The sequence below is a fragment of the Microbispora sp. H10836 genome (genome assembly GCF_012999525.1).
Lineage (GTDB): Bacteria > Actinomycetota > Actinomycetes > Streptosporangiales > Streptosporangiaceae > Microbispora.
Genome location: NZ_JABBWU010000013.1, coordinates 164,354 through 190,857, shown reverse-complemented (window position 1 = coordinate 190,857; position 26,504 = coordinate 164,354). Strand labels below are relative to the sequence as shown.

Here is a 26,504-nt window from a genome sequence, read left to right as displayed (position 1 = left end):
CGGCGGCGGACGGCGGATTCCCAGCGACCTCTGAGCGACTCCGCACTTTGCGTCAAGAAACGATCCAAAATGCCGCTATCGTGGCGGCCCATGATGCGGTTGCGAGTGCTGGGCCTGTCGCGGCTGCGGCGGGCGCTGCTGTCCCGGCTCGACTCCCGGTACGTCTCCAAGCCCGACCACCGGCAGGACCTCAAGGACGCCCTGTGGGAGGTGCAGATGCTCCGCCGGGAGGTCGTGGCGCTGCGCGACGAGGTCGACCGGCTGCGGCGGGCCGCCGCGACGCCCGTGAAGCCGGCCGCGCCGCCCAAGGCGACCGCCGACCCCAAGGCCGCCGAGGCGCACCGGCTGGCCACCGAGACCGCCGAGGCGGTGGACACGCTGCTGCAGAACGAGATGCGCATCTGGCAGGCGATCGACGACCTGTCGGCGCGGGTCGGCGCTCCCGGACGGGCGAGGTAGCCGGTCGTGCGCGTGCGGTGGACACGTGACGCGGAGGTCTGGCGCCTGGTCTTCCTGCTCGACGCGGAGGACGAGACCACGGGAGCCTGCACCGACGGTCACCCGATGGAGCTGCGGACCAACTCCTGTCACGTGCGGACCGGGGCCGCCGGCGCGTCCCCGCACCCCGACCTGCTCGCCGTCGCCGCGTGGACCGTCGTCGCGCCGTGGACCAGGCGGCGGGTGACCTTCGACCGGCCGATCTCCCCGGGGCTCGCCGAGGCGATGCGTACGGGGTGGGGCGTGGACGCCGGGCCGGTCGGGGCGGATCCGCGGACCGGCGCCCGGCTGGCGATCTCCTACAGCGGGGGCGCGGACTCGATGGCGGTGGCCACGATGTTTCCCGACGCGCCGTTCGTGCACTTCCAGCGGGTGAGCCACCCTCGGGTGCCCAACCGGTGGACGCACTACCGCTCCGAGGTGCTGGCGCAGCTCGTCCACAAGGCCGGGCGGGAGGTGCACGTCGTCCAGTCGGACCTCGAGTTCGTGCTGAGCCGGCCCCGGCCCGGGTTCCCCGAGCACCAGGCGGTGACGGCGGGCGCGCTGCTGCTGGCCGACGACCTCGACCTCGGCGGCGTCGCCTTCGGCCACGAACTGGGGTCGCGCTGGCTGGGCGGTGAGCGGTACACCCACCGCTACAGCCCGGACAACCCCATGTGGGCGGCCGACGGCCCGTGGGGCCGCCTGTACGCCGCGGCCGGCGTCGCGATGGTCCTCCCGGCCGGCGGCCTGAGCGAGCCCGTGACCATGCGGATGGCGATGGAGTCCGACCTCGCGCACCTGGTCCGCTGGTGCCTGCGCGGGGACATGGACGGCCCCTGCGCCAAGTGCTCCAAGTGCCTGCGCAAGGAGCTGATCCTGGCGGCCGTGGAGCGGCGGCCGCTGAACACGCCGATCACCGCCGCGATGCCCGCCGCGCGCGTATGGCAGGAGCCGCCGCCGTACGGTGGCCAGGAGACCATCGAATACGGGTGCGCGCACGTCCCGGGCATCGAGGAGACCCCCTTCGCCAGGGCGGCGGAGTTCCTCGGGGCGACCCCGGAGTCCGTACGGTGGCTGGAGCACTGTTATCCGCCCGCGCTCCGGGAGATCCCGGAGCCCTGGCGCGCCCGGGTCGAGGCGTACGTCGGTGAGCACGTCGGGCTGATGACGGAGGACGAGGCGCGCCGGGTGGAGACGTGGGGGGAACGATGAAGATCTACCTGTCGGTGGACATGGAGGGGGTCACCGGGCTGACCGATCCCGAGGAGATGCACCTCGGGGGCCGGGGGTACGAGCGGGGCTGCGAGCTGATGACCGGGGACGCCAACGCGGTCGTCCAGGGCGCCTTCGACGCGGGCGCCGCGTCCGTGCTGGTGAACGACGCGCACGGGTCCACCAAGAACCTCAGGATCGACCTGCTGGACGAGCGGGCCACGCTGGTCAGGGGCCCGGGCAAGCCGCACCGCATGGGGCAGGGCCTGGCGCCCGACATGGCCGCCGCCTGCTTCGCGGGGTACCACGCGCGCGCGGGCGTGCCGCACGGGGTGCTCAACCACACGTGGATGGGCAAGGAGATCCACAACGTCTACCTGAACGGCGAGATCTGCGGCGAGACCCGGCTCGTGGCCGGCTTCGCGGGCTCGATGGGCGTGCCGGTCGCGCTCGTCACCGGCGACGAGGCGGTGTGCGAGGAGGCCGGGGAACTGCTCGGCGACGTCGAGACGGTGGCCGTGAAGAAGGGCATCGACAAGTTCTCCGCCGAGCTGCTGCCCCCGGCGGTCGCCTGGCGGCGCATCCGCGAGGCCACGGCGCGCGCCCTGGGCCGGCTGCCGGACTTCCGGCCCTACGTGGTCGAGCCGCCGTACACGCTGGGCGTGGAGTGGAACTCCACCGCCATCGCCGCGGCCTGCTCGATCGTGCCCGGCGTACGGCTAGCTGGGCCCCGGCACACGGAGTTCACCACGGACGACTACCACGAGATCATGGCGTTGTTCGGTATCTTTTCCATGATCGGCGGTCAGGTGGCCTGCGGCAGCGGCCGGTACGGCTGACACCGGATCCCCCCCGGATCCGGCTTCCCCCAAGAAGAAAGAGCAGGCAGGGTGGGCAGCGACGGCGTGACCCGTGAACGTACGGGTGCGCTGACGCGGCGCGCCTTCCTGGTGGGGGTCGGCGCGGCCGGAGGCGCCGGGGCGATGTACGCGGCCATGGGCGCCCTCGGGCTCGCGCCCGACCAACAGCCGAAGGACTACACGCCGCCGAGCCGCTCCGACTTCGCGCTCAGCGGGAGGGGCGCCGGGTCCGTGGTGATCCTCGGCGCGGGGATCGCCGGCCTGGCCACCGCCTACGAACTCGGCAAGGCGGGGTACGACTGCACGATCCTGGAGGCCAGGGACCGGGTCGGCGGGCGCAGCCTCACGCTGCGCGGCGGCGACCGGCTGCCCGAGCTGTCCGGTGAGACACAGGAGGCGAAATTCGGGGAGGGCGTCTACTTCAACGCCGGGCCGGCCCGCATCGCCCAGTGGATGGTCACCCTCGACTACTGCCGTGAGCTGGGCGTGCCCATCGAGTTGTTCGTCAACGAGAACTCCGGCGCGTACGTCTACAACCACGTGATGAAGGCCCCGGTGCGGGCCCGTACCGCGCGTGCCGACACCTACGGCTACATCAGCGAGCTGCTGGCCAAGGCCACCAGGACCGGCGCGCTGGACCGGCGGCTGTCGGCGGCGGACAAGGACCGCCTGCTCCACTTCCTGTCGGAGTTCGGCGACATCGGCAGGCGCTACGTCTACACGGGGTCGGAGCGCAGGGGCTTCGCGACGTACCCCGGCGCCGGCGCGGGGGTGCCGCTCGGCGGCCCGCCGGCCCTGTCGGAGGTGCTCGGCTACGGACTCGGCCGGTCGATCGCGTTCCCTTTCGGTTTCGAGCAGGCCATGCCGATGTTCCAGCCGGTCGGCGGCATGGACGCCATCGCGGTCGCGCTGGCCGACGCCGTCGGCCGCGACCGCATCCGCACCTCGACCGAGGTGAAGAAGATCACCAATCTGCCCGACGGCGTGGAGGTCGAGCACACGGGCGGCCGCACCCGCGCGGACTACTGCGTCGCGGCCCTGCCGCCGCACGTGCTCGCGCGGGTCCCCGGCAACCTGGACGCCCGCGTCGTCGCGGCCCTGCGCACGCCCACCCCCGTGTCGGCCGGGAAGATCGGGCTGGAGTACCGCCGCCGCTGGTGGGAGACCGACGACCGCATCTACGGCGGCATCACCGAGACCGACCTGGACATCGCCCACATCTGGTACCCCTCGTATGGTTTCCACGGCACGCGCGGGCTGGTCGTCGGCTACTACAACCTCGACGAGGACGCCGACGCGTACGGCCGGCTCACCCACGCGGAGCGGCAGCGGCGGGCGCTCACGCAGGGCAAGAAGATCCACGGCGAGAAGTACCGGTCGGAGCTGCTGTCCAGCGTCTCGATCGCCTGGCAGCGGCAGCCGTACATCGAGGGCGCCTGGGTCGCCTGGCCCTCCTACGAGGGCGCCTTCGCGCTCCTGCAGGAACCGGCCGGGCGGGTGTACTTCGCGGGCGACTGGCTCACCCACCTCATCGCCTGGCAGGCGGGGGCACTGGAGTCGGCCCGTAAGGTGGTCACCCGACTGCACGAGCGAGCCGTCAAGGAGGGCTGAATGCCGCTCGAATGGGTTCCCGCGTCCGACCGGCCGGACCTGCTCGCCGATCCGGTCGCCAAGGCCGTCGCCTCTCTCGATGTGAAGGTGGAGGTCGCCGGGATCGACCCCGAGCTCTCCGACACCGCCGCCTTCTGCGAGCGGTACGGCGTGGCGATGGAGGACTCCGCCAACTGCGTCATCGTCGCCGCGAAGCGGGGCGGGGAGACGCGGTACGCCGCCGTCATGGTGCTCGCCACCGGGCGCGCCGACATCAACGGGATCGTGCGCCGTCACCTGGACGCGCGGAAGGCGTCCTTCGCCCCGCAGGCGGAGGCCGTCGAACTGACCGGAATGGAGTACGGCGGCATCACCCCGATCGGGCTGCCCGAGGGCTGGCCGGTGCTCGTTGACGAAAACGTGACCCGGCGGCCGTTCGTCGTGATCGGCAGCGGCGTCCGCCGCTCCAAGCTGGCGCTTTCCGGCGAGGCGCTGGTCGCGGCGACCCGGGGGGAGATCCTCGCGCTCACCGTTTGACCGTCCGCCTGGAACCCGTTCGCGTCTTTCCTCCGTTGTGCGGAGCGGAGATGTGGCGCGATGGTTCACTCATGGGCGTTCTTTTAGTCGGTATGGTGCTTAGGCGATGAATCAGGACGACCGACTGGGCCCGTACCGGCTGCTGAGGCGGCTCGGTGAGGGCGGCATGGGCGTGGTTCACCTCGCCCTCGACCCGCAGGGCAGGCAGGTGGCCGTCAAGGTCCTGCGCTCGGAGGTGGCGGGCGACGACGTCGCGCGCAGACGTCTGTCGCGCGAGGTCGAGACCATGCGGCGGGTGCGCGGGCCGAACATCGCGGAGGTCGTCGACGCCGACGTCACCGGGCGCAGGCCGTACATCGTCACCCGCTACGTGCCGGGACGGCCGCTCGACGAGGTCGTCAAGAACGACGGGCCGCTGCCCCTCGGCGCCGTGCTCAAGGTGGCCGTCGGGGTGGCCCAGGCCCTCGCCGCCGTGCACGCCGCGGGGGTCATCCACCGCGACCTGAAGCCGGGCAACGTGCTGATGCTGGACGGCCAGCCGGTGCTGATCGACTTCGGCATCGCGCAGGCGGTCGACGCCACCCGGCTCACCCAGACCGGCATGTTCATCGGCACGCCCGGCTACCTCGCCCCGGAGATCATCGAGGGCCACGAGGCCGGGCCGCAGGTGGACGTGCACGCCTGGGCGGGCACCGTGCTCTACGCCGCCACCGGCCAGCCGCCGTTCGGCAAGGGCACGCTGGAGATGATCTTCTTCAACATCACCTCGGGCCGGGCCAACGTCGAGGCGGCCCCCGCGCCGATCCAGCCGATGCTGCGCGCCGCGTTCAACCGCGACCCGGCCAGGCGGCCGACGGCGGCCGAGCTCGTGCGGCAGCTCGCGCGGCTCATGCCCCAGTCTCCGGGCGGCAGGCCCCGGGTGCCCGACGAGATCACCACGGTGCCCAACGTCGACGACACGGGCGGCCAGCAGGTGCCCGGCTTCGGCTCCGCGGGTGGTCCGCCCACCGGTGGCGCACCGGTGGCGAACCCGTCTCTTCCGGGCAGGCCGGTCGCCGGCGCGCCGTCCACCGCGGGCGGCCGGGCCGAGGAGTTCGTCTCGCTGCTGCGCGAGACGCCCCAGGGCGGCCAGGGCGGTCAGGGCGGCCAGGGCGGCGACCCCTTCCCGACCGTACGGGTGACCGGAGAGGACCTGCGCAGGGCGGGCCTCGGACCGTCCGGCCCGCCCGGGAGTCCGGCACAGGACCCCGCGGAGGGCGACATCCCGACCCGGATGCCCCCGCCCCGCACCACCGGCCCGTCGGCGTTCCCCGGCGCTTCCGGGACCGGCCCGGCTCCGGTCTCCGGCCCGGTCACCGGCGGGCCCGTGCCGCCGCGCGCCCAGCCGGACGAGTGGCAGACGCCGATGCTGCGCCCGGAGGGTGACATCCCCACGCGCCGGGTGACCTCCGAGGAGGTGCGCCAGGCGGTCACCGGCGACACCATGGGACCGCGCGGCGCGGCGTCCCCTCACCAGGGGATCGGCGAGCACGGGGACGCGGCGGCGCGTGAGCGGGCCCTGTTCGGGAGCGTGCCGGAGATCTACGAGCGGACTCCGCACATCCACCAGCCGAACCCCGCGCCGTTCATGCCGACGGTGCGGGTGCCGCCGCCGACCGTGCCGCCCATGCCGTTCCCGTCCGGGGGGCTGCTGCAGCGCTCGAGGGCGTACGGCGTGACGAGCGCGCTGCTGCTCGTCGTGATGACGTCTCTCGCGGTCATGGCGCCGCTGCTGGTGTGCCTGGTGGCCGTGCCGGTCGCGGTGCTGCTGCGGGCCGCCGACATGGCTCAGCCGCACCTCAACTCCCGCCGTCCGGCCGGCGCCGCGGCGGCCGACGTGCTGCGCGTGCTGAGCCGTCCCGCGGAGCTCGTCAAGTCGATCGGCGTCACGATCGCGCTCGTGCCGTACGCGCTGGTCCTGGGGCTGCCGGTGACGCTGCTGCTCACCGTCCTCTTCGGTGACACGCCCGCGCTCCGGATCGCGGCGCTGAGCTGGGGGGTCGCGACGGCGCTGTGGACGATCTGCGCGGGGCCCGGGGTGGTGGGCCCGAGCAGGCAGATGCGGCGGACGCTCGCCTCGCTGGTGCCCGGCGAGGGAGCGGCCAAGGGACTCGCCTGGGGGGTCGGCGCACTCGCGGTGCTGACGGCGGCGATCGCGATCTCCAGCCTCCTGGGTAAACAGACAGCAGGGCACTTCTGGGGCCCGATCGACGTTCTGTCAATACAGGAACGGCTGGAAGACCTGCGTAACCAGGCGGGGAATGGGTGACGGGGGACGACATGTCGGCTACTGAGGCTCCCGAGAGGATCGGGCCCTACCGGCTGCTGCGGCAGCTCGGCGAGGGCGGCATGGGGGTGGTCCATCTCGGCCTGGACACGGAGGGACGCGAGGTCGCGGTCAAGGTCCTGCACCCGCACGTCGCGACCGACCTCAAGGCCCGCGACCGGCTCACCCGCGAGGTCGAGACCATGCGGCGGGTGCGCAGCAGGCGCGTCGCCGAGGTGCTCGACGCCGACCTGACCGGCGCGGCGCCGTACATCGTGACGCGGTACGCCCCCGGACGGACGTTAGAGCAGACGGTGCTGGAGGACGGGCCGCTCGCCGACGACAACGTGATCCGGCTCGCGGTGGGCCTGTGCGAGGCCCTGGTCGCCATCCACGCGGCCGAGGTCATCCACCGCGACCTCAAGCCGGCCAACGTGATGCTCGTGGACAGCGAGCCGCTGGTGATCGACTTCGGCATCGCCCATCTGGTCAACGCCACGCGGCTGACCCAGACCGGGATGTTCGTCGGCACGCCCGGCTACCTCGCCCCGGAGATCATCCGGGACACCGAGATCACCCAGGCCGCCGACGTGCACGCGCTGGCGGCCACGGTCTTCTTCGCGGCCACCGGCAAGGCGCCGTTCGGCTCGGGCACGTTCGAGTCGGTCTGTTACAACATCCTCGAAGGCAAGGCGCAGGTGGACCTCGCGCCGGCCTGGCTGCGGGGCTGGCTGCGCCTCGCCCTGGCGTCCGACGCCTCGTCGCGTCCCAGCGCCGCGTCGCTGCTGCGGCACAGCCGCTCGCTCGACCCCTCGGTCACCGTGCTCCAGGAGAGCGCCCGCGAGACGCCGCGTGACGGCGGGACGCGCATCCTCGACGGCACGCGGGTGCTCGACGAGGTGGCGCGGACGGACGCGGGCGGCCGGGTGAACGGAGGCGGCGCGAGCCGGACCAGCAAGCTCCCGGCGAACGAGGACAGCTACTCCGACCTGCTGCCGCCGGTGAACTACGTGGAGCCGGAACGGCCCCGCCGGGAGCCCCGGGCGCCCAGGCAGCGCCGCCCGGTGTCCGCGCCGCCGCCGGCGCATCCGCAGGCCCCGCCGTACGGGCAGGGGGGCCCGCCCCCGCCGCCGTACCAGCCCGCGGTGTACCCGCCGCCGCCGTATCCCGACCAGCGGGTGGCCGGCTACCCGGAGCCCCGGGTCGCGCCGCCGCCGGCTCCCGCCGCGCCGTACGAACCCGAGCGGAAGCGGGCCCCCTACCGGGCGCCGCATCCGGTGCTCGCGGCCCTGCTGCTGGCCACGCTCGTGGCGCTGGCCTGCCTGCTGCCGGTCGTGGTGGGCTTGTTCGCCGTCGTGGCGGCGCTGTGCCTGCGGGTGGGGCAGTACCTGATCGGCGACCTCGCCGACCGCCGGGCCACGCGGGGCGCGAGCGGGACCGACCCGCTCCTCGCGGTGCTCGGCACGCCGTGGGCGCTGATCAAGGCCGGGCTGGCGACGGTGGTCCAGGTCCCGCTGGCCGCGATGTTCGCGATGTGCGTGTGGGGCGGCTTCCACTACCTCGGCGGAGTCAGGCCCGACCCCGCCGCCGCGTACGCCGCGGGAGCCTTCGTGGCCGGGCTGTTCCTCCTCCCCGGAGGGAAGGCCCCCCGCAAGGCCGTGTCCCGGACGCTGAGCGCGGTGATCCGGAGCCCCGGAGCGGGAATGATCGTGACGATCGCGGTCGGCACGGTCGCGCTGTTCGCGGTCATGACGGCGCTGTCCGCGGACGCCTCCTGGGTCCCCTGGCGGCCGCCGTCCGTGGCGGTGGACCACATCGTCGCGGATCTCAAGCAGAGGGGCCAGGACACGGTCGTCAACCTGATCGGCGGCGTGGTCGGGGACTTCATGGACAGGATCGGCCTGCGCTTCCTGACCTTCTGGACCTGACCCACCCGGTCCCGTACGGCGAAGCGGGGGAGACACAACTTGGGTACTCAGGAACAGCTTGGTCCCTATCGTCTGGTCTCCGCGCTCGGCGCCGGGGGGTTCGGAGAGGTCCATCTCGCGCTCGATCCCGACGGGCGTACGGTCGCCGTGAAGGTCCTGCATCCCCACGTCGCCTCGGACGGCTTCGCGATCGCCCGTCTCGCCCGCGAGGTGGAGACGATGCGGCGGGTTCGCGGGGCGCACGTCGCCGAGGTGCTGGACGCCTCGCTGTCGGGGGAGCGGCCCTACATCGTCACGCGGTACGTGCAGGGCAGGCCGCTCAGCACGGTCGTGGCCAATGACGGTTCCGTCGCCGGGGCCGGCCTGCTGCGGCTCGCCCTGGGGCTGGCGGAGGCGCTGGAGTCCATCCACGCGGCCGGCGTCGTCCACCGCGACCTCAAGCCGGCGAACGTGATCGTCTCCGAGGGCGAGCCGTACGTGATCGACTTCGGCATCGCCTGCGCGCTGGAGTCGGCCTCGGTCACCGCGTCGGGCGCGGTGGCCGGAACGCCCGGCTACCTGGCCCCCGAGGTGCTGGAGGGCCGGGACGCCGGGCCGGAGGCCGACGTGTTCGCCTGGGGGGCGACGCTGGCCTTCGCCGCGTCGGGGCGGCAGCCGTACGGGACGGGGCCGGCCGCGGCGATCGCCTACCGGGTCGTCCACCGCGAGCCCGACCTGTCGGGCGTGCCGTCCTGGCTGGGTCCGCTCCTGGAGCGGTGCTTGAGCACCGACCCGGCGGACCGGCCGGCGACGGAGGAGCTGACCGGGCTCCTCAAGGAGGCGGCGCCGGCGCTGGACGGGATCGAGCCGGCGCGGCCCGCGCTGTCCGAGGCGCCGACCCAGGAGTGGCGGCCCGGTGATCGGCGCCAGAGTGACCGCGAGCCTTCCCGGCGTACCCGGCGGGGAGAGGTGGACGAGACGCGTGCCGCGCGCCGGGAGAGGCTGCACCGCCGCTGGGTGATCGGCTCCGCGGTGGTCGTCGGCCTTTTCGCCGCCGCCGCGCGCGCCGACCTCCCCGAGGTGTCGCTTCTCCTGCTGGTGCTCTACGGCATCGGCCTGCTGGTGGACGCGGGGTTCGGGCTGCTGGGGAAGTCCAGGCGGCGGCTCGTGGTGGACCTCGCGGGCGGTGCCGGGGCCGTCGCGGTGTGGGCGCTGCTTTCCGCGTTGTTCAGCACGGCGACGCTCCTCATGGCCGTCGGGACCGTCCTGTTCCTGCTCGTGATGCTCGTGTTCGCCAGCTGAACCCGCTGCCGCCCTGCACGTCCCCGGGCGCGACCGAGATCCTTGATATCCGCATTATGCGAAGATGTCGAAATGCTGTCCCGAGTAGCGCTGGCCGCGGCGACGGCCGCCGCGACGTTCGTCACGATCCCCCAGGCCGAGGCCGCGGCGGCCAAGCCCGTGATCCGTTACGCGGGTCTCGGGTCCTGTCTTCAGGCCGACGGGGGCCGGCAGCCGTGCGGCCCGTTGAAGCTCTGGCTGAGCAACGGCCGCGTCGTCGCGCTCCCCGGCGCACGCAGGACCGTGGCGCCCGGCGAGTACACCGTCGCCGCCGTCGTCGCGGTCTCCCAGGACGGTGCCCAGGCCGCGTACTTCGCGGGGAAGGACGGCGTGCTCACGATCTGGGAGGCCGCCACCGGCAGGGCACGTGAGATCCCCGCGGTGACATGGCCGGACGACCTCCAGATGAACGCGCTGACGCTCTCCCCGGGCGGCCGGTTCGTCGGCATGCGCGGCGTGAACGCCGCCGAATGGGAGATCGAGCGAATCGCGGACACGACCAGTGGAAAGGTCTTCACGCTGCCGAGGGGGTACCAGTCCTGGGACTTCAGCCCGGACGGGAAGCGCATGATGGCCGGCGACAACCGGACGGCGGTGCTCTACGCGACCGGCACCTGGTCGGTGAAATTGCGCCGGTCCGTCTACATGCGGGGTGACCTCGGCCCCGACGGCGTCACGGTGGCCTCGCCGAAGTGGACGAAGGCCGGCGGTTCCGTCAAGAACGTGGTCCTCACCCGCAACCTGGCCACGGCGAAGAAGAGCAGCATCCCCATCCGGCTTCACGCGGGCGAGGAGGCCTTGAAGGCGCGCTGGGACAGAGCGGGCCACCTCGACGTCCTGACCCGGTCCGACCGTCACGTGCACGGTGACCTGCGCAGGACGCACACCTGGTATCGGGTGAACCGCGCCACGCACCAGTTGCGCCGGCTCGACTCCTTCGTCATCCCGTCCTCGGTGGGGGGCTACGTTCTCGCCGGCTGAAGGCTCGGGCGGCCGGTGACGCCGGGGAAACCGCCGCTTTTGGACACCGTCTCCCGGCGTGACCGGCGGCCCTCAGCGGGGCCGGGTGAGCGGCGCGGTGCCCAGGCGGGCGTGAATCCGGGCGGCCTCCCCGGTCTCGCCCAGGACTTCGAGCGACCTGGCCTCGTCGAAGGCGATGCCCAGACGGCGAGCGGCGGCCAGAGCACGCCCGGCGGCCCGCCGGGCCCTCGGCCGCCGACCGGCCGCCTCGTGCGTCAGCGCCGCGGCCCAGCCCATGCGGGCCGCCGCCGACGGGGTACGGCGAGCCAGCCGGGCCATGTGGCGCAGCACTCTCCGTACGGCCGGGTCGTCCGCCTCCAGCGCCCAGAGCACCTCGGCCAGCCCCGTCCACGCCTCGAGGGTGCCCCTGAGCGGCATGTCCGGCCGGTCGGCCGTACGCAGCGCGTCGTCCAGCGCCAGGCGGGCGGCGGGCGCGTCGTCGCCGAGCAGGTGGAACCGGGCCTGTGCCACGCCGAGCCGCAGCCGCTGGATCTCGGGGATCTTGGCCCCGGCCCGGGCGAAGTGGTCCTCGCCGAGCGCGGGCAACGCCCGTGTCGCCTCCTCGGCGGATTTCAGGACCGCGCTCACGTCGGCAGGGTCACGATCGGCGAGCCGCAGCAGCGCCTCCGCCTGCCCGGTCAGGCCCCAGTAACCGGACAGGGTCTCGCCCATCCGCGCGACCGACGTCTCGGCCACCGCCGCCATCAGCGGCGCGGCGGCCGCGTAGCGCCCTCGCTGGATCTCCAGGTCGGCGAGGAGCCCGAGGCAGTGCTCCGCGAGCCGGGGATCGGCGGGATGACGGCGGGCCAGCGTGAGGACCCGCTGCGCGGCGGTGAACCGCCCCTCCGCGGTGAGCCGCAGCCCGCGCACGAGACGGGCACGGGAGACCGCCACAGGGTCCGGCACCGTGGCGATCTCCTCGTCGGCGAGGCGGCCGTAGTGCCGGGCCACCGCCTCGGACCCGGCGAGGGCGGCCACGACGGCGAAGTTCGCGTACGCCTCGGCGCGTTCGACCGGGCCGCCCGCCCGCTCGGCCGCGTCGAGGTGACGCACCACGCTGAGCAGCATCGTGTCCTGCTCCTGCCGGTGGTAGCCGAGCTCGCCGAGGACGGACAGGGTGTGCGCGGCCTCGGCGGCGAGTTCGCGCGCCGGGCCTTGCCGGGCGCGTCCGCTGAGGGGAGTGGTGCGGCGGACCACCTGGCGTGCCAGCCCTCCGGCCACCGTGCTCGCCTTCCCGGCCCAGGACGACGGCAGCGGCCGGTCGGCGAGCGCCAGCGCTCTCCTGAAGGCCGTCAGGCTCTGCGCGCCGCGCTCGAACTGGAAGTGCGCCGTCCCCGCGAGCCGGTGCCACCGTGCCGACGCCGCCCGGTCTTCCGGCCTCAAGACCGCGATCATGTCGGAGGCCACGGACAGCGCCTCGGCGTAGCAGTGCCTGCGCAGGCACAGCGTCCAGTAGCTCTCCGCGAAGGCCGCCCGATCCTGGCCGGTCAGGCGGTGGACCGCGTGACGCCAGGCCTGCCGGACGTCGTCGATCTCCGGCTCGAACTCGTGGAGCACGGACGGGTCGGCGTGATCGCGGAGCCTGGCCGCCCGGTCCCGGAGAAAACGGGCATACCATGCGGCGTGGCGAGCCCGGGGCGATTCGTCGGCGAGGCGTGCGACGGCGTACTGCCGTACGAGTTCGTGGACGCGGTGCCGGCCGTCGTGGTCGCGGCGGACCAGTGAGTGATCGATGAGCCTCGCGATGACCAGGGCGGTGGTGTCCGCGACCTCGATCCCGGCGGCGAGCGTGAAGCCGCCGGCGAACACCGAGACGGCGGCCAGCGCCCGCTGCTCCACGGCGGTGAGAAGCCGCCAGGAGGTGTCGAAGACCTGCTTCATGCTGGCGTGCCGCGTGGCCGCCGCCGGTTGCGGATGCACCAGGAGGTCCGCCGGGGCGTGGGCGGTGCGGGGCGCGGGACCGCCCGGGTCGAGGTGCTCCGCGATCTCCTCGCAGGTCATCGCCCGGGTCAGCGTCGCGGCCAGCTCGACGGCGAGAGGCAGCCCGCCGACCGCCCGGCAGACGCGGTCGAGCGAGTGCGTGCCCGGGGCGATGTCCGGCACCAGGGCTTTGGCGCGTTCCAAAAGCAGCGCTCGCGCCGGGGCGCCACACAGCGCGGGCACCTCGTGGACGTGCTCGGCGCAGATGCCCATCCTGCGTCGTGAGGTCGCCAGGATCCGTACGGCGGGCGCGGCCGACAGGATCGCCCCGGCCAGCGGCGCCACGCTGGGCAGGTGCTCCAGGTTGTCCAGCACCAGGATCAGGTTGCGGCGACGTACGGCGGCGAGCAGCAGATCGCGGGCGGGTCTCGGCGGCGTCAGGTCGACGCCGGCGGCCTCCGCCAGGGTCGTCGCGACCACGTCCACCTCGCCGTCCACCTCGCCGTCCGCCCCGCTCGCGGCCGTCTCCGCGGCGGTGTCGTGCGGCCGCACTCCGCTGAACGAGACGAACAGCACCTCGTCGTCGAGTCGTTCGGCGACGGCGATGGCCAGTCTCGTCTTGCCCACGCCGCCCGGACCGGTCAGCGTGAGCAACCGCACCTCCCGGTCCCGCAGCTTCGCGCAGACGTTCTCGATCTCGGCCTCACGGCCGATCAACCGGGTCAGCGGACGGGGCAGCCGCCGCGTGGCCGTACCTCCCGGCAGACCCTCGCGGGGCGGCGCGGCGACCCGCACACCGCGAGCCGGGTGAGCCGACGGCCCATTGAGCGCGATCCGCTGCCGGAGCGCCTGGGTGCGTGGATCGGGTGCGACGCCGAGCTCGCGGTCCAGACTCCGGCGGCATGCCTCGTACTGCGCCAGGGCGCCCGCCCGGTTGCCCGTGGCCGACATGACCTCGATGATCAGCTGGTGGGCGCTCTCGTCCAGCGCGTCGACGGCGAGGACCCGGCGCGCCAGCCGTACGGCGCCGTCGCGGTCGCCCCGGTTCCAGGCGGCCCGCGCCCGCTCGCCGAGCGCCTGCGCCGCGGCGTGCCCGGCCTGCCGCCGGCGTTCGGCGACCCAGTCGTCGAAGGCGGGGGCGTCCGCGACCACGAGGTCGTCCAGGAAGCCGCCGCGATAGCCCGTGGGCACCGAACCGTTCTCGACCAGGTGCTCCCAGTCCAGCGAGTACGGACGGTCGCGGTCGAAGGCGACGTGGGTCCGGTCGACGACCAGGTGGCTCCCCGCGGCCCGGCGCAGTTCCATCAGGGCGAGCCGGAGGCTTCCGCGTGCGTTCGCCTCCGCGCGATCACCCCACAACAGCCCGGCGAGGGCCGTTCTCGTCTGCGGTGTTCCCTCGACGGCCAGGTAGAACAGCACGGCCTTCGCCTTCGCCGATCGCACGGGCACGGCGGAACCGTCCCCGGCTGTCAGAGACGAGGTTTTGAGCACGCGCACATGCAACTCGTCCATCCGCGACCCCCGTCGGCGAAACCCCCTACGAGTGGCCCGATGGTATATGCGTTTCAAGGTCACTTATAGGTATTAACGGCGAAAAGGTAGTGACCTCGTAAAAGGCGACGTATGCAGAGCGACCGTGTATTTCGGTCACAGTCCACCCAATAACCGCTAGGAGAACCATTTGGCGCCGAGTTCCTCAATCGTCCTGCCGCCCTTGGGCGCCAGCAGCGCCTCCGGCCTGGGCACCCGCGGCGTCGCCGCACAGCGCTAGGGGCGCAGTTCCAGCGAGATGTGCGGGGACAGCGCGCGGAGGAACTCGGGGGCGTCGAAGATCTCGCCGGCGGAGGCGACGCCGTCGGTCCTGGTCCGTCCGCTGAGGATGCGGCCGACCGCCTCCACCGCGAGCGGCGCGGTGACGGCGTAGATGTCCTGGCCGCTCGCCACGGCGCGCCGTTCGGCCCCGCCGGAGCGCACGACGACGTCGACGAGGAAGGTCTGCGCGGACCGCCCGTGCTGGTCGACGGGGGCGGGCGCCGGCGTGTCCGGGGCCGACAGGTCCCTGGCCGCCTCGACCGTCATGTAGGTGCGCACGTCGGGGATGGACAGGTGGCTGGGAATGGTGACGACGTCGGCCATCGTGAACTCCCCGATGACGGCACGAGGCCCCATCGGGCCGGGGAAGGGCCACTCCAGGGTCGGCAGGTCGTCGTGGTGATACTCCAGCCGGCCGTTCCTGTAACGGACGCGCCGGCCGGCGCGCCGCTGCCCGGAGACCGTGCCCGATGCGCGTGTCCCGGCGGTGGGGTGCCAACTGCTCAGCCCGTACGCGACGTGCGCCTCGTCGGCCGTGCTCCAGTCGCCCATCGCGGCGGTCGCCAGCAGGTCGCCGAGGCCGCCGTAGAAGGCCATCGCGGGGACGACCACCGCTCCCGCGGCGCGGGCGCGGTCCGTGAAGTGCCGGAAGGTGTCGGCGTTGGCCTCGATCTCGGCCGCCACGTCCACGTAGGGGATCCCCGCGCGCAGTGCCGCCTCGATCACGGGCGCGGCCGTCGTGGCGAAGGGACCGGCACAGTTGATCACCGCCGCCGCGCCGGCCAGTGCGCGGTCGAGCGAGGCGGGGTCGTCGACCGACGCCTGGCGGGCCTCCAGCCCGGATTCGGACGCCAGCTTCGTCAGCTTGCCGGCGTCGCGCCCGGACGGAACCGGAACGAACCCGCGCTCGAGCAGCTCCGCCACCACGAACCGCCCGGTGTGCCCGTACGCGCCGAACACCGCCACCGTGAGCCCCGATCCCATGGGTTCTCCTTCTATTTCATGATCTGCCGCGATCTGTTGTGAACATCCTGGCGATCACGGGCGTCCCACCGTGAGTGTCTGGAACGCCATCACTCGTACAATTTCGGACGTGATCACTGTCGCGCTGGCCGTCACCGACGGAATGCTGCACTTCGAGCTGTCCCTGGCGTACGAGGTCTTCGGGACCGACCCCGGCTTGGCCGATCCCTGGTATGAGCTCGTCGTCTGCGGGCCGGGCGCCGTGCGGGCCGGGCGGTTCCTGCTGGAGCCCGACCACGGCCTCGACCGGCTCCGGCAGGCGCACACCGTGATCGTCCCGGGGTGGGCGGACGTCGACGTCGATCCGCCCGCCGATCTGGTCGACGCGGTGCGCGCGGCCCACGAGTCGGGCGCGCGCGTGGCCTCCCTCTGCACGGGCGCGTTCGTGCTGGCCGCCGCCGGCCTGCTGGACGGGAAGCGGGCGACCACCCACTGGGCGCACACCCGAGACCTGGCCGCCCGCCACCCTCACGTGCAGGTGGACCCGGACGTCCTGTACGTGGACAGCGGCAGCGTGCTCACCTCCGCCGGCAAGGCCGCGGCCATGGACCTGTGCCTGCACCTCGTCCGCCTCGACCACGGTTCGTCGGTCGCCAACGCGGTCGCCCGCCGCCTGGTCGTGCCCCCGCACCGGGACGGCGGCCAGTCGCAGTTCGTCACCACGCCGGTGCCGGCCCCGGGCAGCCACCCGCTCGCCGATCTGTTCCCCTGGGTGATCGAACGGCTGGACCGGCCGCTGACCGTGGAGGACCTGGCCCGCCGGGCGCGGATGAGCTCGCGCAACCTCAACCGCCACTTCAGGTCGGTGACCGGCACCACCCCGCTGCAATGGCTGCTGACCCAGCGGATCCGCCACGCCCAGGAGCTGCTGGAGACCACGGACGACGGCATCGACACCATCGCCGAGGCCACCGGCATGGGCACCGCCACGACGCTGCGCCGGCACTTCAACCGCAGGGTGGGCGTGCCTCCGGACGCCTACCGCCGTACCTTCCGCTCGCGGGTCCGCCCCTGATGTCCCGGCAACAGGGACCTCCCCGAGGCCTCTGGAACATAGTTCGGTAGGGTGGGGCCTGACCGGGTTCTGGGAATTCCTCAACCGAAGGACGCGGCCGTAAAAACCTGGAGGTTTGCACCTAAGCTACCGACGGGTAACATACCGCCTGGGGGGACCAGGGTCATCTCGACACCCGGGCCACCTGCACAGGCGCGCCCGCGAGCACCTGGCAGTCTTGCATCACGTGCGCGTACCCCGCGCCACGTACCGAGAACCGCGGCGTCAGCCGTACGGAAAGGGGAGGTCGGCCACCGGCCATGAACATCGTCGTCTGCGTGAAGCAGGTCCCCGACACGGCGACCGAGCGCAAGCTGAGGTCCGATGACAAGACGCTCGACCGCGACGCCGCCGACGGCGTCGTGAACGAGCTCGACGAGTACGCGGTCGAGGAGGCGCTGCGGCTCAAGGAGGCCCATGGGGGCGAGGTCACCGTCCTCAGCATGGGTCCAGCCAAGGCGACCGAGACCATCCGCAAGGCCCTGGCGATGGGCGCCGACAAGGCGGTGCACCTGCACGACGACGCGCTGCACGGCTCGGACGCCCTGGGCACCTCCTACGCCATCTCCCAGGCCCTGAAGAAGATCGGCTACGACCTGGTCATCCTGGGTTCCGAGTCGACCGACGCCCGCACCGGCATGCTCGCCGCGATGCTGGCCGAGCGGCTCGGCGCCCCGCAGCTCACGCTCGCCAGCAAGGTCGAGGTCGATGGCACCTCGATCCGGGTCGAGCGGATCACCGACTACGGCTACGACAAGGTCGAGGCGTCGCTGCCCGCCGTCGTGTCCGTGGTCGAGAAGATCAACGAGCCGCGCTACCCGTCGTTCAAGGGCATCATGGCCGCCAAGAAGAAGCCCGTCGAGACGCTCGGCGTCGCCGACGCGGAGATCGCGGCCGACCAGGTGGGCCTGGCGAACTCCTGGAGCGAGGTCGTCGAGTTCGCCGCCGCCCCGCCGCGTGCCGCGGGCACCGTGATCAAGGACGAGGGCGACGGCGGGGCCAAGGCCGCCGAGTTCCTCGCGTCGAAGAAGTTCATCTGAGGGGCCCCGTGATGAGTGAGATTCTGGTTCTCGTCGAGCACGTCGACGGTGACGTCAAGAAGGTCACCCTCGAACTGCTGACCCTGGCCCGGTCGCTGGGCACACCGGCCGCCGTATGGGCCGGCCCCGGCTACTCCGACGCCGCGAAGGCCAGGCTCGCCGAGTACGGCGCGGAGAAGATCTACGTGGCGGCGGCCGACGAGATCGGCGACTACGTGGCGGCGCCCAAGGCCGAGGTGCTGGCGCACCTGGTGACCGAGCGCTCCCCGGCCGCGGTCTTCCTCGCCGCGACCGGCGAGGGCAAGGAGATCGCCGGCCGCCTCGCGATCAAGACGGACTCCGGTGTGATCTCGGACGCGGTGGGCGTCGGCGAGGGCTTCGTCGCCGAGCAGTCCATCTTCGGCGGCGGCGTCAACGTCCACAGCCGCGTGACCAAGGGCACGCCGATCATCACGGTCCGCCCGAACAGCACCGCCCCCGTCGCCGCCGCCGCGGCCGGCGCCGAGGAGAAGGTGGAGGTCGCGCTCTCGGACGCCGCCCGCGCGGCCAGGATCGTCGAGCGGGTCGTCCAGGAGAAGGGTGCCCGTCCCGAGCTCACCGAGGCCGCGATCGTGGTCTCCGGCGGCCGGGGCGTGGGCTCGGGCGAGAACTTCGCGATCATCGAGAAGCTCGCCGACGCGCTCGGCGCGGCCGTGGGCGCCTCGCGTGCCGCGACCGACGCCGGCTGGTACCCGCACCAGTTCCAGGTCGGGCAGACGGGCAAGACCGTGTCCCCGCAGCTCTACATCGCGGCCGGCATCTCCGGGGCCATCCAGCACCGGGCCGGCATGCAGACCTCCAAGACCATCGTCGTGATCAACAAGGACGCCGAGGCGCCCCTGTTCGAGATCGCCGACTTCGGTGTCGTGGGCGACCTGTTCCAGGTCGTGCCGCAGCTCACCGAGGAGGTCGACAAGCGCAAGTGACGCGTCCGGCCCGTGCCGTGTGTCCACACGGCACGGGCCTGGGAGCTCGTCGTCGGCGCTCGCGGGGTGTCAGGTCACCCGGCGGTCCCCGACCTGAGCGCCGCCCACGCGTCAGGCGGCCGCGCGGAGGCGGGTCTTCTCGTCCCCCGGCCGGACCGGCAGCGGGATGATCTCCGTACGGGACGCGGGCAGCAGTCGTGCGGCCACGGCGATGACGACGCCGAGGACGACCGCCACACCCATCGCGGCCCGCAGCGACGCCGCGCTGGACAGGAAGCCGATCACCACGGGACCGAGCAGCAGGCCCGCGTAGCCCATGGCGCTCGCCTGCGCGATCGCCGGGCCGGGCTCGGGCGTCGCGGTCCCCGCCAGCGACAGCGCCATCGGTGAGATCGTCGCCACCGACAGCCCGATGAAGAACAGTCCGGCCACGGCCGCCACGGTCACCGGCGCGGCGATGACCACGAGGAACGTGAGCGCGGTGGCGGCGCCGGAGAACGCGACCAGCCCGCGGGCGCCGTAGCGGCCGCGCAGCCGGTCACCGGCCAGCCGGGCGAGCAGCATGCCCGCCTCGAACACCGGGTAGCCGAGCGCGGCGACCGCCTCGGAGGCGTGCAGCGTGCCGATGAGGTACAGGCCGTTCCAGTCGGCGACGACGCCCTCCACCATGAACGCGGCGAAGGTGATCGCACCGAGCAGGTAGACGACCCCGGGCAGCCTGCGCCGGGAGCGGGCGGACGACGCGGCGCCGGCCGTCCGCTGCGCGGCATCGGGCAGGTGCATGCGGCTGAGAGCCAGCGCGGCCGGCACCGACACCAGGGCGACGACCAGGATGTGGGCGGTGAGGGACAGCCCCAGGGCGATGGCCGCCGTGCCGAGCAGGCCCGCCGAGATCGCGCCGACGCACCATCCCGCGTGCATGCCGCTCATGATCGGGCGGCCGTACGCGCGCTCGACGGCCGAGCCCTGGGCGTTCATGCCGACGTCGACCGCGCCGAAGGCCATGCCGAACAACGCGGCGGCCACGGCCAGCACGGGGAAGGACGGCGCGAACGCGACGAGGACCAGTGACGCCGCGCACAGAGGGGCGGCCGCGCGCAGGACGCCGCGGCTGCCGAACCTGGCCAGGACGACGCGCATGAGCTGCATGGTGAGCAGCGCACCGAGCCCCCAGCTGAGCAGGGTGAGCCCGACCGACGACTCCGGCAGGCGGAGCCGGTCGGCCAGCGCCGGGAGGCGCACGGTGAAGGTTCCACACATCAGGCCGGCCAGGACGAAGGTGAGGACTGCCCCGTGACGGGCCTTCCTCAAAGCGCGGGTCATCACAGCTTCCTTTCCAGGTGTGTCAAGCGGGTTTCCGAGCCCGGATTTACGGGCAGACACCAGCAGGTCGCCCTTTCACGGCAATGCCGGAAGGAAGGGCGACCACCAAGTGGGAGTTCGGGGGCTTACAAGAGACGCGCTACAGCAGGGCGAGCAGCCTGGCGCGGATCGCGGCGTAGTCGATGATCGCCGCACAGTGGGTGGCGACCTCCCAGACGCCCTCACAGGCCAGCCGTACGACCTGGGATGCCAGGGGATCGGGCTCGTCGTCCAGGCCGTCCCGCATCCAGCGGGCCATCGCCCCGCGCAGCGGCGCGAGCAGTTCGGGATCGCCGGCCGCGCCCGTGACCACGGCCCATCGTCGCAGCCGGCCGGTCTCCACGGCCTCGAACGTCGCGGCGAGGTACGCCCGGGTGTAGGTGCTCTCCGACTGCGCCTCGATCAGCGCGTCGAAGTCGGCGATCAGGCGCTCGATCATGCCTTTGACGAGCGCTTCCTTGCTGGCGAAGTGGTAGAGGAGGCCGCCCTTGCTGACGCCGGCGCGCTCGGCCACCGCCGCCAGGGTCAGGGCCTGGGCGCCCTGGTCCTGGAGCAGGCCCTCGGCCGCGTCCAGCAGTTCGTCCCTCCTCATGCCGTCTACTGTACCGTCTGGACGGTTTAGTTGCGACACGTTATCGGTGTCCTCCGTCTACCCGGATACGCTTGGTGGGCTGAATACGTGTCAGGGAGGGGTCGTGGGAGCTGCGTATCTGGACCATGCCTCGACCACGCCGATGCTGCCCGAGGCGATCCAGGCGATGACGGCCCAGCTCGGACAGGTCGGCAATCCCTCGTCCCTGCACGCGGCCGGGCGCCGCGCCCGGCGGGTCGTCGAGGAATCGCGCGAGACCATCGCCTGCGCGCTCGGCGCCCGCCCGAGCGAGGTCGTGTTCACGGCCGGTGGCACCGAGGCCGACAACCTCGCCATCAAGGGCCTCTACTGGGCGAGGAAGCGGCCCAGGATCCTGATCAGCTCGGTCGAGCACCACGCCGCCCTCGACCCCGCCCACTGGCTCGGCGACAACCACGGCGCCCGCGTCGAGCTGCTGGAGGTGGACGAGCAGGGCCGGGTGCATCCGGAGACGCTGCGCGAGGCCATCGCCCGCGACCCGGACGACGTGGCCCTCGTGAGCGTCATGTGGGCCAACAACGAGGTGGGCACCGTGCAGCCGGTGCGCGTGCTGGCCGCCATCGCGCACGAGTACGGCATCCCCTTCCACACCGACGCCGTGCAGGCGGTCGGTCAGCTTCCGGTCTCGTTCGCCGAGTCCGGCGTCGACGCCATGACCGTCTCCGGCCACAAGGTCGGCGGTCCCGTGGGTGTGGGGGCGCTGCTGCTGGCCCGCGGCGTCGATCCGGTTCCGGTCCTGCACGGAGGCGGGCAGGAACGTGACATCCGCTCCGGCACTCTCGACGCGCCGGCCATCGCCGGATTCGCGGCGGCGGTCGAGACGGCCGTCGCGCGGCAGCCCGCCATGGCCGAGCGGCTGTCGGCGCTCCGTGACGACCTGATCGAGCGCGTACGGCGGGCCGTGCCCGACGTGGTGCTGAACGGCGACCCGGTGAACCGGCTGCCGGGCAACGCCCACTTCTCGTTCCCCGGCTGTGAGGGGGACGCCCTGCTCATGCTCCTCGACGCCAAGGGCGTGGAGTGCTCCACCGGCTCGGCCTGCTCCGCCGGGGTGGCCCAGCCGTCCCACGTGCTGCTGGCGATGGGCCAGGACGGCGTGCGGGCCCGTGGCTCACTGCGCTTCTCTCTCGGTCACACGTCCGTGGAGGAGGACGTCGACCGCGTCGCGGACGTCATCGGGCACGTCGTCGAGCGCGCCCGGCGCGCCGGGTTGTCGTAACTTGCCCTGTTTGTCCGGAGGCGGCTCGGGCACGGGCCCGAGTATGACCCAGCAAACGCACAAGACGAGGGTGGCGGGCGTCGACGCCGACCTCGACATGCTGTTCAACCGGGTCGGCGAACTGCGCGAGCTGGCCTCGGACCCGGAGCGGCCGCCCGACGGCGGGCGCGTCTACGACTTCCGCGTCCGCTGGGGCATCGCGATCGCGGGCCGGCTGGAGCGGCTGGCCCACTACCACGCCAGGGGCCGGCTCGCGCCGGACGAGCGCGTGCGGTACGAGGCGCTGCGGGCGCGGTTGCGGGAGGCACTGCCGCTCATGGACCGCCTGCCCGTCCCGCGCCCGCGTGTCCCCCTCGTCCGATAGGGCTGGGGTGCCGGACACGCCCTAACGGTCCAGGAACTCCCGGGCCCGGAGCCTGATGCCGGTATACCTCGCCGGGCACGAGGGGTTGGCGCAGGTGAGCCCGATCATGTACGCGTCGGTGGGCTCGCTGTGGAAGACGAACCCGAGGAACAGGGCGTCGCCGATCACGAGGTCGCCTCCGCAGGCCCGGCATACGGTGTGCTCGGAGCGCAGACGGGCGCGCACCCGCTCCCGCTGGCTGCCGCCGAGCGGCATGACCTCGGGCCGCGCCATCAGATGCCCACCTCCATGTCGAAGTGGACGTTGTCCTCGCGCCAGCCGCCCATCCCGTCGCCGACCAGCCGGTAGTCGGACAGGAACTCGATGTCGTGGATCCACTTGGCCATCTTGAAACCGAGCTGGTTCTCCAGGCGCAGCCGCAGCGGGGCGCCGTGCTCGATCGGCAGCGGCTCGCCGTTCATCTCGTAGGCCAGCAGGGTCTGCGGATGATGGGCCAGCTCCAGATCGATGATTTCGTAGAAGTGCCCCTCGCCGGGAGCGCTCGGCTCGTCCCTCCCGGTGTCCTGCATGGTCAGGAAGCAGATGTAGCGGGCTTCCGGCAGCGGCCTGACCAGGTCGAGCAGGTCGCGCAGCGGCAGGCCGGTCCACTCGCCGACGCTCGACCAGCCCTGGATGCAGTGGTGCAGCACGCACTGGGACTGCCGGGTGTTCAGGGCCCGCAGGTCCTCCAGCGTGAGGACCACCGGGTTTTCGACCAGGCCGCCGACAGTGAGCCGCCACGGTGCGAAGTCGTGCACCGCCATGATCTTGTACGTGTCGCTGTCCGGCGGTTTGCCGTTCACCCGGTGCTGGGCGGCCACCGCCGCCTTCGGATAGTGCTGGTGAGAGGTGGCGGGGCGGAGCAGCGCCCTGCGGAGGGCCATGACCACCGCGCCGAGGACGCGCTGGACCATGCGCGGACGCCGCAGGGACCACACGGTCACCGTGATGTTCACGCCGATGATCGCGGCGATGATGACGAGCGAGACCCACAGACCTCCCACCGGCGCGTCCCCGTGCCCGAAGATCATGAGGGAGTTCTCGCGGCCCCAGCCCCAGACGGCGAGCATCAGCAGGTGGACGGCGGTGAAGGCGAGGAAGGCGAGCAGGACGAAGAAGTGCAGGCTGCGCACCCGCTGGCGGCCGCCCCACAGCCGCAGGAACCAGGGGAAGCGGGCGTCGACCGCGGGTGACTGCGCGAGCCCGCTCAGGATCGCGACCGGCGCGAGCACGAAGATCACCAGCGCGTACGCCAGCTTCTGCAGCGCGTCGAACGGCTCGCCGGGCAGGTGCGGGGGAAGCCGGAAGCTCAGGTAGGTGAGGAGGTCGTGCCACGCCTGGGGGAGGATGCCCCAGGACGTCGGGATGTAGCGGCGCCACTGGCCGGTGGCGAACAGCAGCGCGACGTAGGTCACGCCGGCGAGGACCCAGCCGATCGCGACGAAGAAGTGCCAGTGCCGGCCCATGCCGAGATTCCTGTGCCCCGGCAGGGAGATGATCGGGGAGTAGGACTCCTCCTCGTCCAGCGTGTCGTACAGCTTGTCCTTCGGCATGGTCTTGCGGGTGAACCTCGCCCACTCGGAGCCGGGCCTGCTGTCGTCGCGCCCGTACAGCTTGGGGTGGGTGGCCAGGATCTCGATTCCGCTGCGCACCATCAGCGTGATGAACAGCGCGTTGATCCAGTGCTCGACCCGGAGCCATGCGGGAAAGCCGTAGACGTCCACCGTCGCCTCACTCAGTCGTACCAGTCGCGTCGCCGGGGATAGGCCACGTTGACCCCGGTGAGGACGCTGCCGTGCAGGGCGAGGAACAGCGCCGCGACGCCCATGGTCACCGAGCCGAGGGGGCAGTCCCACCGCCCCGCGAGCAGCGGCATGCCAGGCAGGCCGGCGGTGCGGCTGGCGAGGTACACCGCGAGCGCCACCACCGAGACCAGCGAGCCGAGCCGCCATCCGGCCCTGGCCGGGCCGGGCAGCGACATCAGCGCGATCGCCACCAGCGATCCGGTGACGATCAGCGCCCGGTACACGTTCAGATAGGCCGGGTCGGCCGTGCCGCCCCCGATCAGATAAGCGTGGGCGGCGGCCAGACCGGCCATCAGCGTCCCTCCGGCGGCGGTCGTCGTCCTCGGCAGGTCGAAGGCGAAATACTCCAGGAGCGTGGCCAGCCTGCCGAGCCCCGAGTACCGCATCACGACCGTCGTGAGCGGCCCTCGCCCGATCTCGTGACCTCCCGCCGTCATCGCCGCGCCCGTCCGGCCGTACGGCGCAACAGCGCCCGCTGCAGGCGAAGGACCGCGCGGACCCGCCGCGACGAGCGCAGCGTGTCCAGACGCGCCTGGAGCCGGTCGCCCAGGTCGACGAGCCGTTCTTCGTCCATGAAGCGCTCGACCTCGGGGAACATCTCCTGCTCCTCGTCCAGGTGGGCGTGCGACTCCAGCGCGTCGTGCATCACGCTCAGCTCCCGGTCGAACCGCTCGGTCCGCGGGTCGGCTCGCACCAGGGCCGCGAGCTGGTCGCTGAGCTGGCGGTGCTCGGACCAGGCCGCCGCGATGCCCGGGGTGACATCGCGCGTCGCGGGATAGAAGATCTTCTCCTCGATGCGCTCGTGCATCCACAGCTCGTCGAACAGCTCGTCGGCGAGCGTGCGCCGCCGTCCGGGCTGGGAGCGCGGCGTCTCCTGCGTGCGTCGCATGAGCCCCCGCAGCACCTCGTGGTGCTCCACGAGCACCCGCGTCGCCGTCTTGCGCTCCCGGGGGGCCGGCGCCTGCCGCACCTCGGTGAGCACCTCCGACCTCCTCCTCATGGCTGCACCTCCTGCTGGTGGACCAGCGTGCTGCCCGGGGGAGCGGTAGCCACCGCCGGCGCCCGGCGCACCTCGATCCACCCGTCGCGTACGCGGGTCTGCAGGCAGGGCGCGGGTGCGACGGCCGGGCCGTTCAGGCTCTCCCCGCTGTGCAGCTCGAACTGGGAACCGTGCCAAGGGCAGGTGAGGGAGCCGTCCCTGAGCCACCCCTGGGAGAGCGGAGCGCCCAGATGCGGGCAGGCGTTCTCCAGAGCGTGGATGCGGCCGTCCGCGCGAACCAGGACGACCTCCACGTCGCCCGCCCGCACCCGGCGCGGGCTCTTCTCGGTCAGGTCGCGCTCGGCCAGCACGGGGGTGAAACGGCGTGGTTCGAGCTGTCTGTCCGCCTGATCGACCCCGATCTGGTGGCGGTAGGTGAGCGCGCCGCCCAGGAAGCCGCTGACCGCGATCACGGGGTAGCCGAGCAGGGCGGCGAGCCGCCCCCGCAGGTGGTGTCCCCGGCCCCGCTGCCACCACGACCAGCCGTACATGCCGATGGCGAGCGCGTTGAGTGTGCCGTGGACCAGCCCGACGCGCCGGGCGTTGTCATGCGTGTACTGCCAGTCGTGCAGGCCGGTCACCGCCGCGGCCAGCGCTCCGGCGAGGCCGATTCCCACGGCTGCGCGAGCCGCCCGCTTCTGCCCGGTGAGGTCCAGGACCAGCGCCATCGTCCAGGAGCCGATCGGGACGTCGGTCAGCAGTGGATGGAGGGGATGACCCAGCCAGACCCCGTGCAGGAAGCCGCGGGCGGGGCCCCTGGTGATCCCGAGGAGGTTCTCGGTGAACGCGAAACCCTGTTCGAGCCGATGCCCCGGCCGATCGAGGCGGCCGTCGCCTTCGATCGCGTTCAGCAACCGGTCCAGTGTGCGCTGAGCCATGTCCGACCCCAATCCCGTCGCCGGATCGGCCCCGCAGACTGCGGGAACGGGCGGAACGCGGGCGCTCGCCCGCGCGGTGCCTTTATCGCGACGTGCCCGTG

At 72.7% G+C, this 26,504-nt stretch carries 23 protein-coding genes; 14 read left to right on the top strand and 9 right to left on the bottom strand.

Going from position 1 to position 26,504, the window contains the following annotated elements:
• Window positions 1–90: 90 nt before the first annotated feature.
• The 9 genes from HHX30_RS24220 to HHX30_RS24180 all read left to right on the top strand — a co-directional run bounded on the left by HHX30_RS24220 (window position 91) and on the right by HHX30_RS24180 (window position 11,213).
• On the top strand, window positions 91–459 hold the full coding sequence (locus HHX30_RS24220; protein ID WP_249350371.1) for a hypothetical protein: 369 nt from the start codon (window positions 91–93) through the stop codon (window positions 457–459).
• A gap of 12 nt (window positions 460–471) precedes the next feature.
• Entirely contained in the window at window positions 472–1,692 is a 1,221-nt protein-coding gene (locus HHX30_RS24215; RefSeq protein ID WP_311922844.1) for a DUF6395 domain-containing protein, read from the top strand.
• On the top strand, window positions 1,689–2,531 hold the full coding sequence (locus tag HHX30_RS24210) for a M55 family metallopeptidase (RefSeq protein ID WP_169984259.1): 843 nt from the start codon (window positions 1,689–1,691) through the stop codon (window positions 2,529–2,531). Before HHX30_RS24215 ends, HHX30_RS24210 begins: the two co-directional genes overlap by 4 nt.
• Before the next feature lie 66 nt (window positions 2,532–2,597).
• Window positions 2,598–4,163, top strand: coding sequence for an FAD-dependent oxidoreductase (locus HHX30_RS24205; RefSeq protein ID WP_311922843.1), 1,566 nt, complete (start codon window positions 2,598–2,600; stop codon window positions 4,161–4,163).
• Window positions 4,164–4,679, top strand: a complete 516-nt coding sequence (locus tag HHX30_RS24200) for a YbaK/EbsC family protein (protein WP_169984258.1) — start codon at window positions 4,164–4,166, stop codon at window positions 4,677–4,679.
• 106 nt (window positions 4,680–4,785) lie between these two features.
• Window positions 4,786–6,987: a serine/threonine-protein kinase gene (locus HHX30_RS40845; RefSeq protein WP_211592435.1), complete on the top strand. Its 2,202-nt coding sequence runs from the start codon at window positions 4,786–4,788 to the stop codon at window positions 6,985–6,987.
• An 11-nt stretch (window positions 6,988–6,998) separates the two neighbouring features.
• Window positions 6,999–8,912: a serine/threonine-protein kinase gene (locus HHX30_RS24190; protein ID WP_169984257.1), complete on the top strand. Its 1,914-nt coding sequence runs from the start codon at window positions 6,999–7,001 to the stop codon at window positions 8,910–8,912.
• Between the two features lie 39 nt (window positions 8,913–8,951).
• Complete coding sequence (locus HHX30_RS24185) at window positions 8,952–10,193, top strand: serine/threonine-protein kinase (protein ID WP_169984256.1); 1,242 nt, start codon at window positions 8,952–8,954, stop codon at window positions 10,191–10,193.
• 72 nt (window positions 10,194–10,265) lie between these two features.
• Window positions 10,266–11,213 (top strand): hypothetical protein, encoded by a 948-nt coding sequence (locus HHX30_RS24180; RefSeq protein WP_169984255.1) that lies wholly within the window; start codon window positions 10,266–10,268, stop codon window positions 11,211–11,213.
• Between the two features lie 72 nt (window positions 11,214–11,285).
• Here the strand turns inward: HHX30_RS24180 and HHX30_RS24175 are convergent, their stop codons facing one another.
• Together HHX30_RS24175 and HHX30_RS24170 are read right to left on the bottom strand one after the other, a co-directional pair.
• Window positions 11,286–14,621 (bottom strand): BTAD domain-containing putative transcriptional regulator, encoded by a 3,336-nt coding sequence (locus HHX30_RS24175; RefSeq protein WP_169984254.1) that lies wholly within the window; start codon window positions 14,619–14,621, stop codon window positions 11,286–11,288.
• 318 nt (window positions 14,622–14,939) lie between these two features.
• Window positions 14,940–15,968, bottom strand: coding sequence for a trans-acting enoyl reductase family protein (locus tag HHX30_RS24170; protein WP_169984253.1), 1,029 nt, complete (start codon window positions 15,966–15,968; stop codon window positions 14,940–14,942).
• A gap of 109 nt (window positions 15,969–16,077) precedes the next feature.
• Here HHX30_RS24170 and HHX30_RS24165 point away from each other — a divergent pair, with 109 nt between their 5' ends.
• From HHX30_RS24165 to HHX30_RS24155, 3 genes are all read left to right on the top strand, one after another.
• Complete coding sequence (locus HHX30_RS24165; RefSeq protein WP_169984252.1) at window positions 16,078–17,022, top strand: helix-turn-helix domain-containing protein; 945 nt, start codon at window positions 16,078–16,080, stop codon at window positions 17,020–17,022.
• Between the two features lie 299 nt (window positions 17,023–17,321).
• A complete protein-coding gene (locus HHX30_RS24160) occupies window positions 17,322–18,101 on the top strand; it encodes an electron transfer flavoprotein subunit beta/FixA family protein (RefSeq protein ID WP_169984251.1) in 780 nt (259 codons plus the stop codon).
• A gap of 11 nt (window positions 18,102–18,112) precedes the next feature.
• Window positions 18,113–19,066 carry an electron transfer flavoprotein subunit alpha/FixB family protein gene (locus HHX30_RS24155; protein ID WP_169984250.1) on the top strand — a complete coding sequence of 318 codons (954 nt, stop codon included), beginning with the start codon at window positions 18,113–18,115 and terminating at the stop codon, window positions 19,064–19,066.
• A 111-nt stretch (window positions 19,067–19,177) separates the two neighbouring features.
• Here HHX30_RS24155 and HHX30_RS24150 read toward each other — a convergent pair whose 3' ends face one another.
• Both HHX30_RS24150 and HHX30_RS24145 read right to left on the bottom strand, forming a co-directional pair.
• A complete protein-coding gene (locus HHX30_RS24150) occupies window positions 19,178–20,389 on the bottom strand; it encodes an MFS transporter (protein ID WP_169984249.1) in 1,212 nt (403 codons plus the stop codon).
• A gap of 139 nt (window positions 20,390–20,528) precedes the next feature.
• Window positions 20,529–21,020 carry a TetR/AcrR family transcriptional regulator gene (locus tag HHX30_RS24145; protein ID WP_169984248.1) on the bottom strand — a complete coding sequence of 164 codons (492 nt, stop codon included), beginning with the start codon at window positions 21,018–21,020 and terminating at the stop codon, window positions 20,529–20,531.
• Window positions 21,021–21,123: 103 nt separating this feature from the next.
• Here HHX30_RS24145 and HHX30_RS24140 point away from each other — a divergent pair, with 103 nt between their 5' ends.
• Window positions 21,124–22,278 carry a cysteine desulfurase family protein gene (locus HHX30_RS24140; protein WP_310741989.1) on the top strand — a complete coding sequence of 385 codons (1,155 nt, stop codon included), beginning with the start codon at window positions 21,124–21,126 and terminating at the stop codon, window positions 22,276–22,278.
• A 43-nt stretch (window positions 22,279–22,321) separates the two neighbouring features.
• Window positions 22,322–22,642 carry a hypothetical protein gene (locus tag HHX30_RS24135; protein ID WP_169984246.1) on the top strand — a complete coding sequence of 107 codons (321 nt, stop codon included), beginning with the start codon at window positions 22,322–22,324 and terminating at the stop codon, window positions 22,640–22,642.
• A 21-nt stretch (window positions 22,643–22,663) separates the two neighbouring features.
• Here the strand turns inward: HHX30_RS24135 and HHX30_RS24130 are convergent, their stop codons facing one another.
• The 5 genes from HHX30_RS24130 to HHX30_RS24110 are packed head-to-tail and all read right to left on the bottom strand — an operon-like array spanning window position 22,664 to window position 26,403.
• Window positions 22,664–22,915: a hypothetical protein gene (locus HHX30_RS24130; protein ID WP_169984245.1), complete on the bottom strand. Its 252-nt coding sequence runs from the start codon at window positions 22,913–22,915 to the stop codon at window positions 22,664–22,666.
• Window positions 22,915–24,405: a molybdopterin-dependent oxidoreductase gene (locus tag HHX30_RS24125; RefSeq protein WP_169984244.1), complete on the bottom strand. Its 1,491-nt coding sequence runs from the start codon at window positions 24,403–24,405 to the stop codon at window positions 22,915–22,917. The genes HHX30_RS24130 and HHX30_RS24125 overlap by 1 nt, the downstream gene beginning before the upstream one ends.
• Before the next feature lie 11 nt (window positions 24,406–24,416).
• Window positions 24,417–24,923 (bottom strand): oxidoreductase, encoded by a 507-nt coding sequence (locus HHX30_RS24120; RefSeq protein ID WP_169984243.1) that lies wholly within the window; start codon window positions 24,921–24,923, stop codon window positions 24,417–24,419.
• Window positions 24,920–25,486 carry a hemerythrin domain-containing protein gene (locus HHX30_RS24115; RefSeq protein ID WP_169984242.1) on the bottom strand — a complete coding sequence of 189 codons (567 nt, stop codon included), beginning with the start codon at window positions 25,484–25,486 and terminating at the stop codon, window positions 24,920–24,922. Before HHX30_RS24115 ends, HHX30_RS24120 begins: the two co-directional genes overlap by 4 nt.
• Window positions 25,483–26,403: a Rieske 2Fe-2S domain-containing protein gene (locus tag HHX30_RS24110; protein WP_169984241.1), complete on the bottom strand. Its 921-nt coding sequence runs from the start codon at window positions 26,401–26,403 to the stop codon at window positions 25,483–25,485. Before HHX30_RS24110 ends, HHX30_RS24115 begins: the two co-directional genes overlap by 4 nt.
• Window positions 26,404–26,504 lie beyond the last annotated feature (101 nt).

Bases quoted from the DNA above. Each gene is read 5' to 3' on its own strand.
- HHX30_RS24170 (WP_169984253.1), bottom strand. From the start codon at position 15,968: ATGGGATCGGGGCTCACGGTGGCGGTGTTCGGCGCGTACGGGCACACC.
- HHX30_RS24120 (WP_169984243.1), bottom strand. From the start codon at position 24,923: ATGACGGCGGGAGGTCACGAGATCGGGCGAGGGCCGCTCACGACGGTC.
- HHX30_RS40845 (WP_211592435.1), top strand. From the start codon at position 4,786: ATGAATCAGGACGACCGACTGGGCCCGTACCGGCTGCTGAGGCGGCTC.
- HHX30_RS24180 (WP_169984255.1), top strand. From the start codon at position 10,266: ATGCTGTCCCGAGTAGCGCTGGCCGCGGCGACGGCCGCCGCGACGTTC.
- HHX30_RS24130 (WP_169984245.1), bottom strand. From the start codon at position 22,915: ATGGCGCGGCCCGAGGTCATGCCGCTCGGCGGCAGCCAGCGGGAGCGG.
- HHX30_RS24160 (WP_169984251.1), top strand. From the start codon at position 17,322: ATGAACATCGTCGTCTGCGTGAAGCAGGTCCCCGACACGGCGACCGAG.
- HHX30_RS24135 (WP_169984246.1), top strand. From the start codon at position 22,322: ATGACCCAGCAAACGCACAAGACGAGGGTGGCGGGCGTCGACGCCGAC.
- HHX30_RS24145 (WP_169984248.1), bottom strand. From the start codon at position 21,020: ATGAGGAGGGACGAACTGCTGGACGCGGCCGAGGGCCTGCTCCAGGAC.
- HHX30_RS24220 (WP_249350371.1), top strand. From the start codon at position 91: ATGATGCGGTTGCGAGTGCTGGGCCTGTCGCGGCTGCGGCGGGCGCTG.
- HHX30_RS24155 (WP_169984250.1), top strand. From the start codon at position 18,113: ATGAGTGAGATTCTGGTTCTCGTCGAGCACGTCGACGGTGACGTCAAG.
- HHX30_RS24150 (WP_169984249.1), bottom strand. From the start codon at position 20,389: ATGACCCGCGCTTTGAGGAAGGCCCGTCACGGGGCAGTCCTCACCTTC.
- HHX30_RS24190 (WP_169984257.1), top strand. From the start codon at position 6,999: ATGTCGGCTACTGAGGCTCCCGAGAGGATCGGGCCCTACCGGCTGCTG.
- HHX30_RS24115 (WP_169984242.1), bottom strand. From the start codon at position 25,486: ATGAGGAGGAGGTCGGAGGTGCTCACCGAGGTGCGGCAGGCGCCGGCC.
- HHX30_RS24200 (WP_169984258.1), top strand. From the start codon at position 4,164: ATGCCGCTCGAATGGGTTCCCGCGTCCGACCGGCCGGACCTGCTCGCC.
- HHX30_RS24110 (WP_169984241.1), bottom strand. From the start codon at position 26,403: ATGGCTCAGCGCACACTGGACCGGTTGCTGAACGCGATCGAAGGCGAC.
- HHX30_RS24210 (WP_169984259.1), top strand. From the start codon at position 1,689: ATGAAGATCTACCTGTCGGTGGACATGGAGGGGGTCACCGGGCTGACC.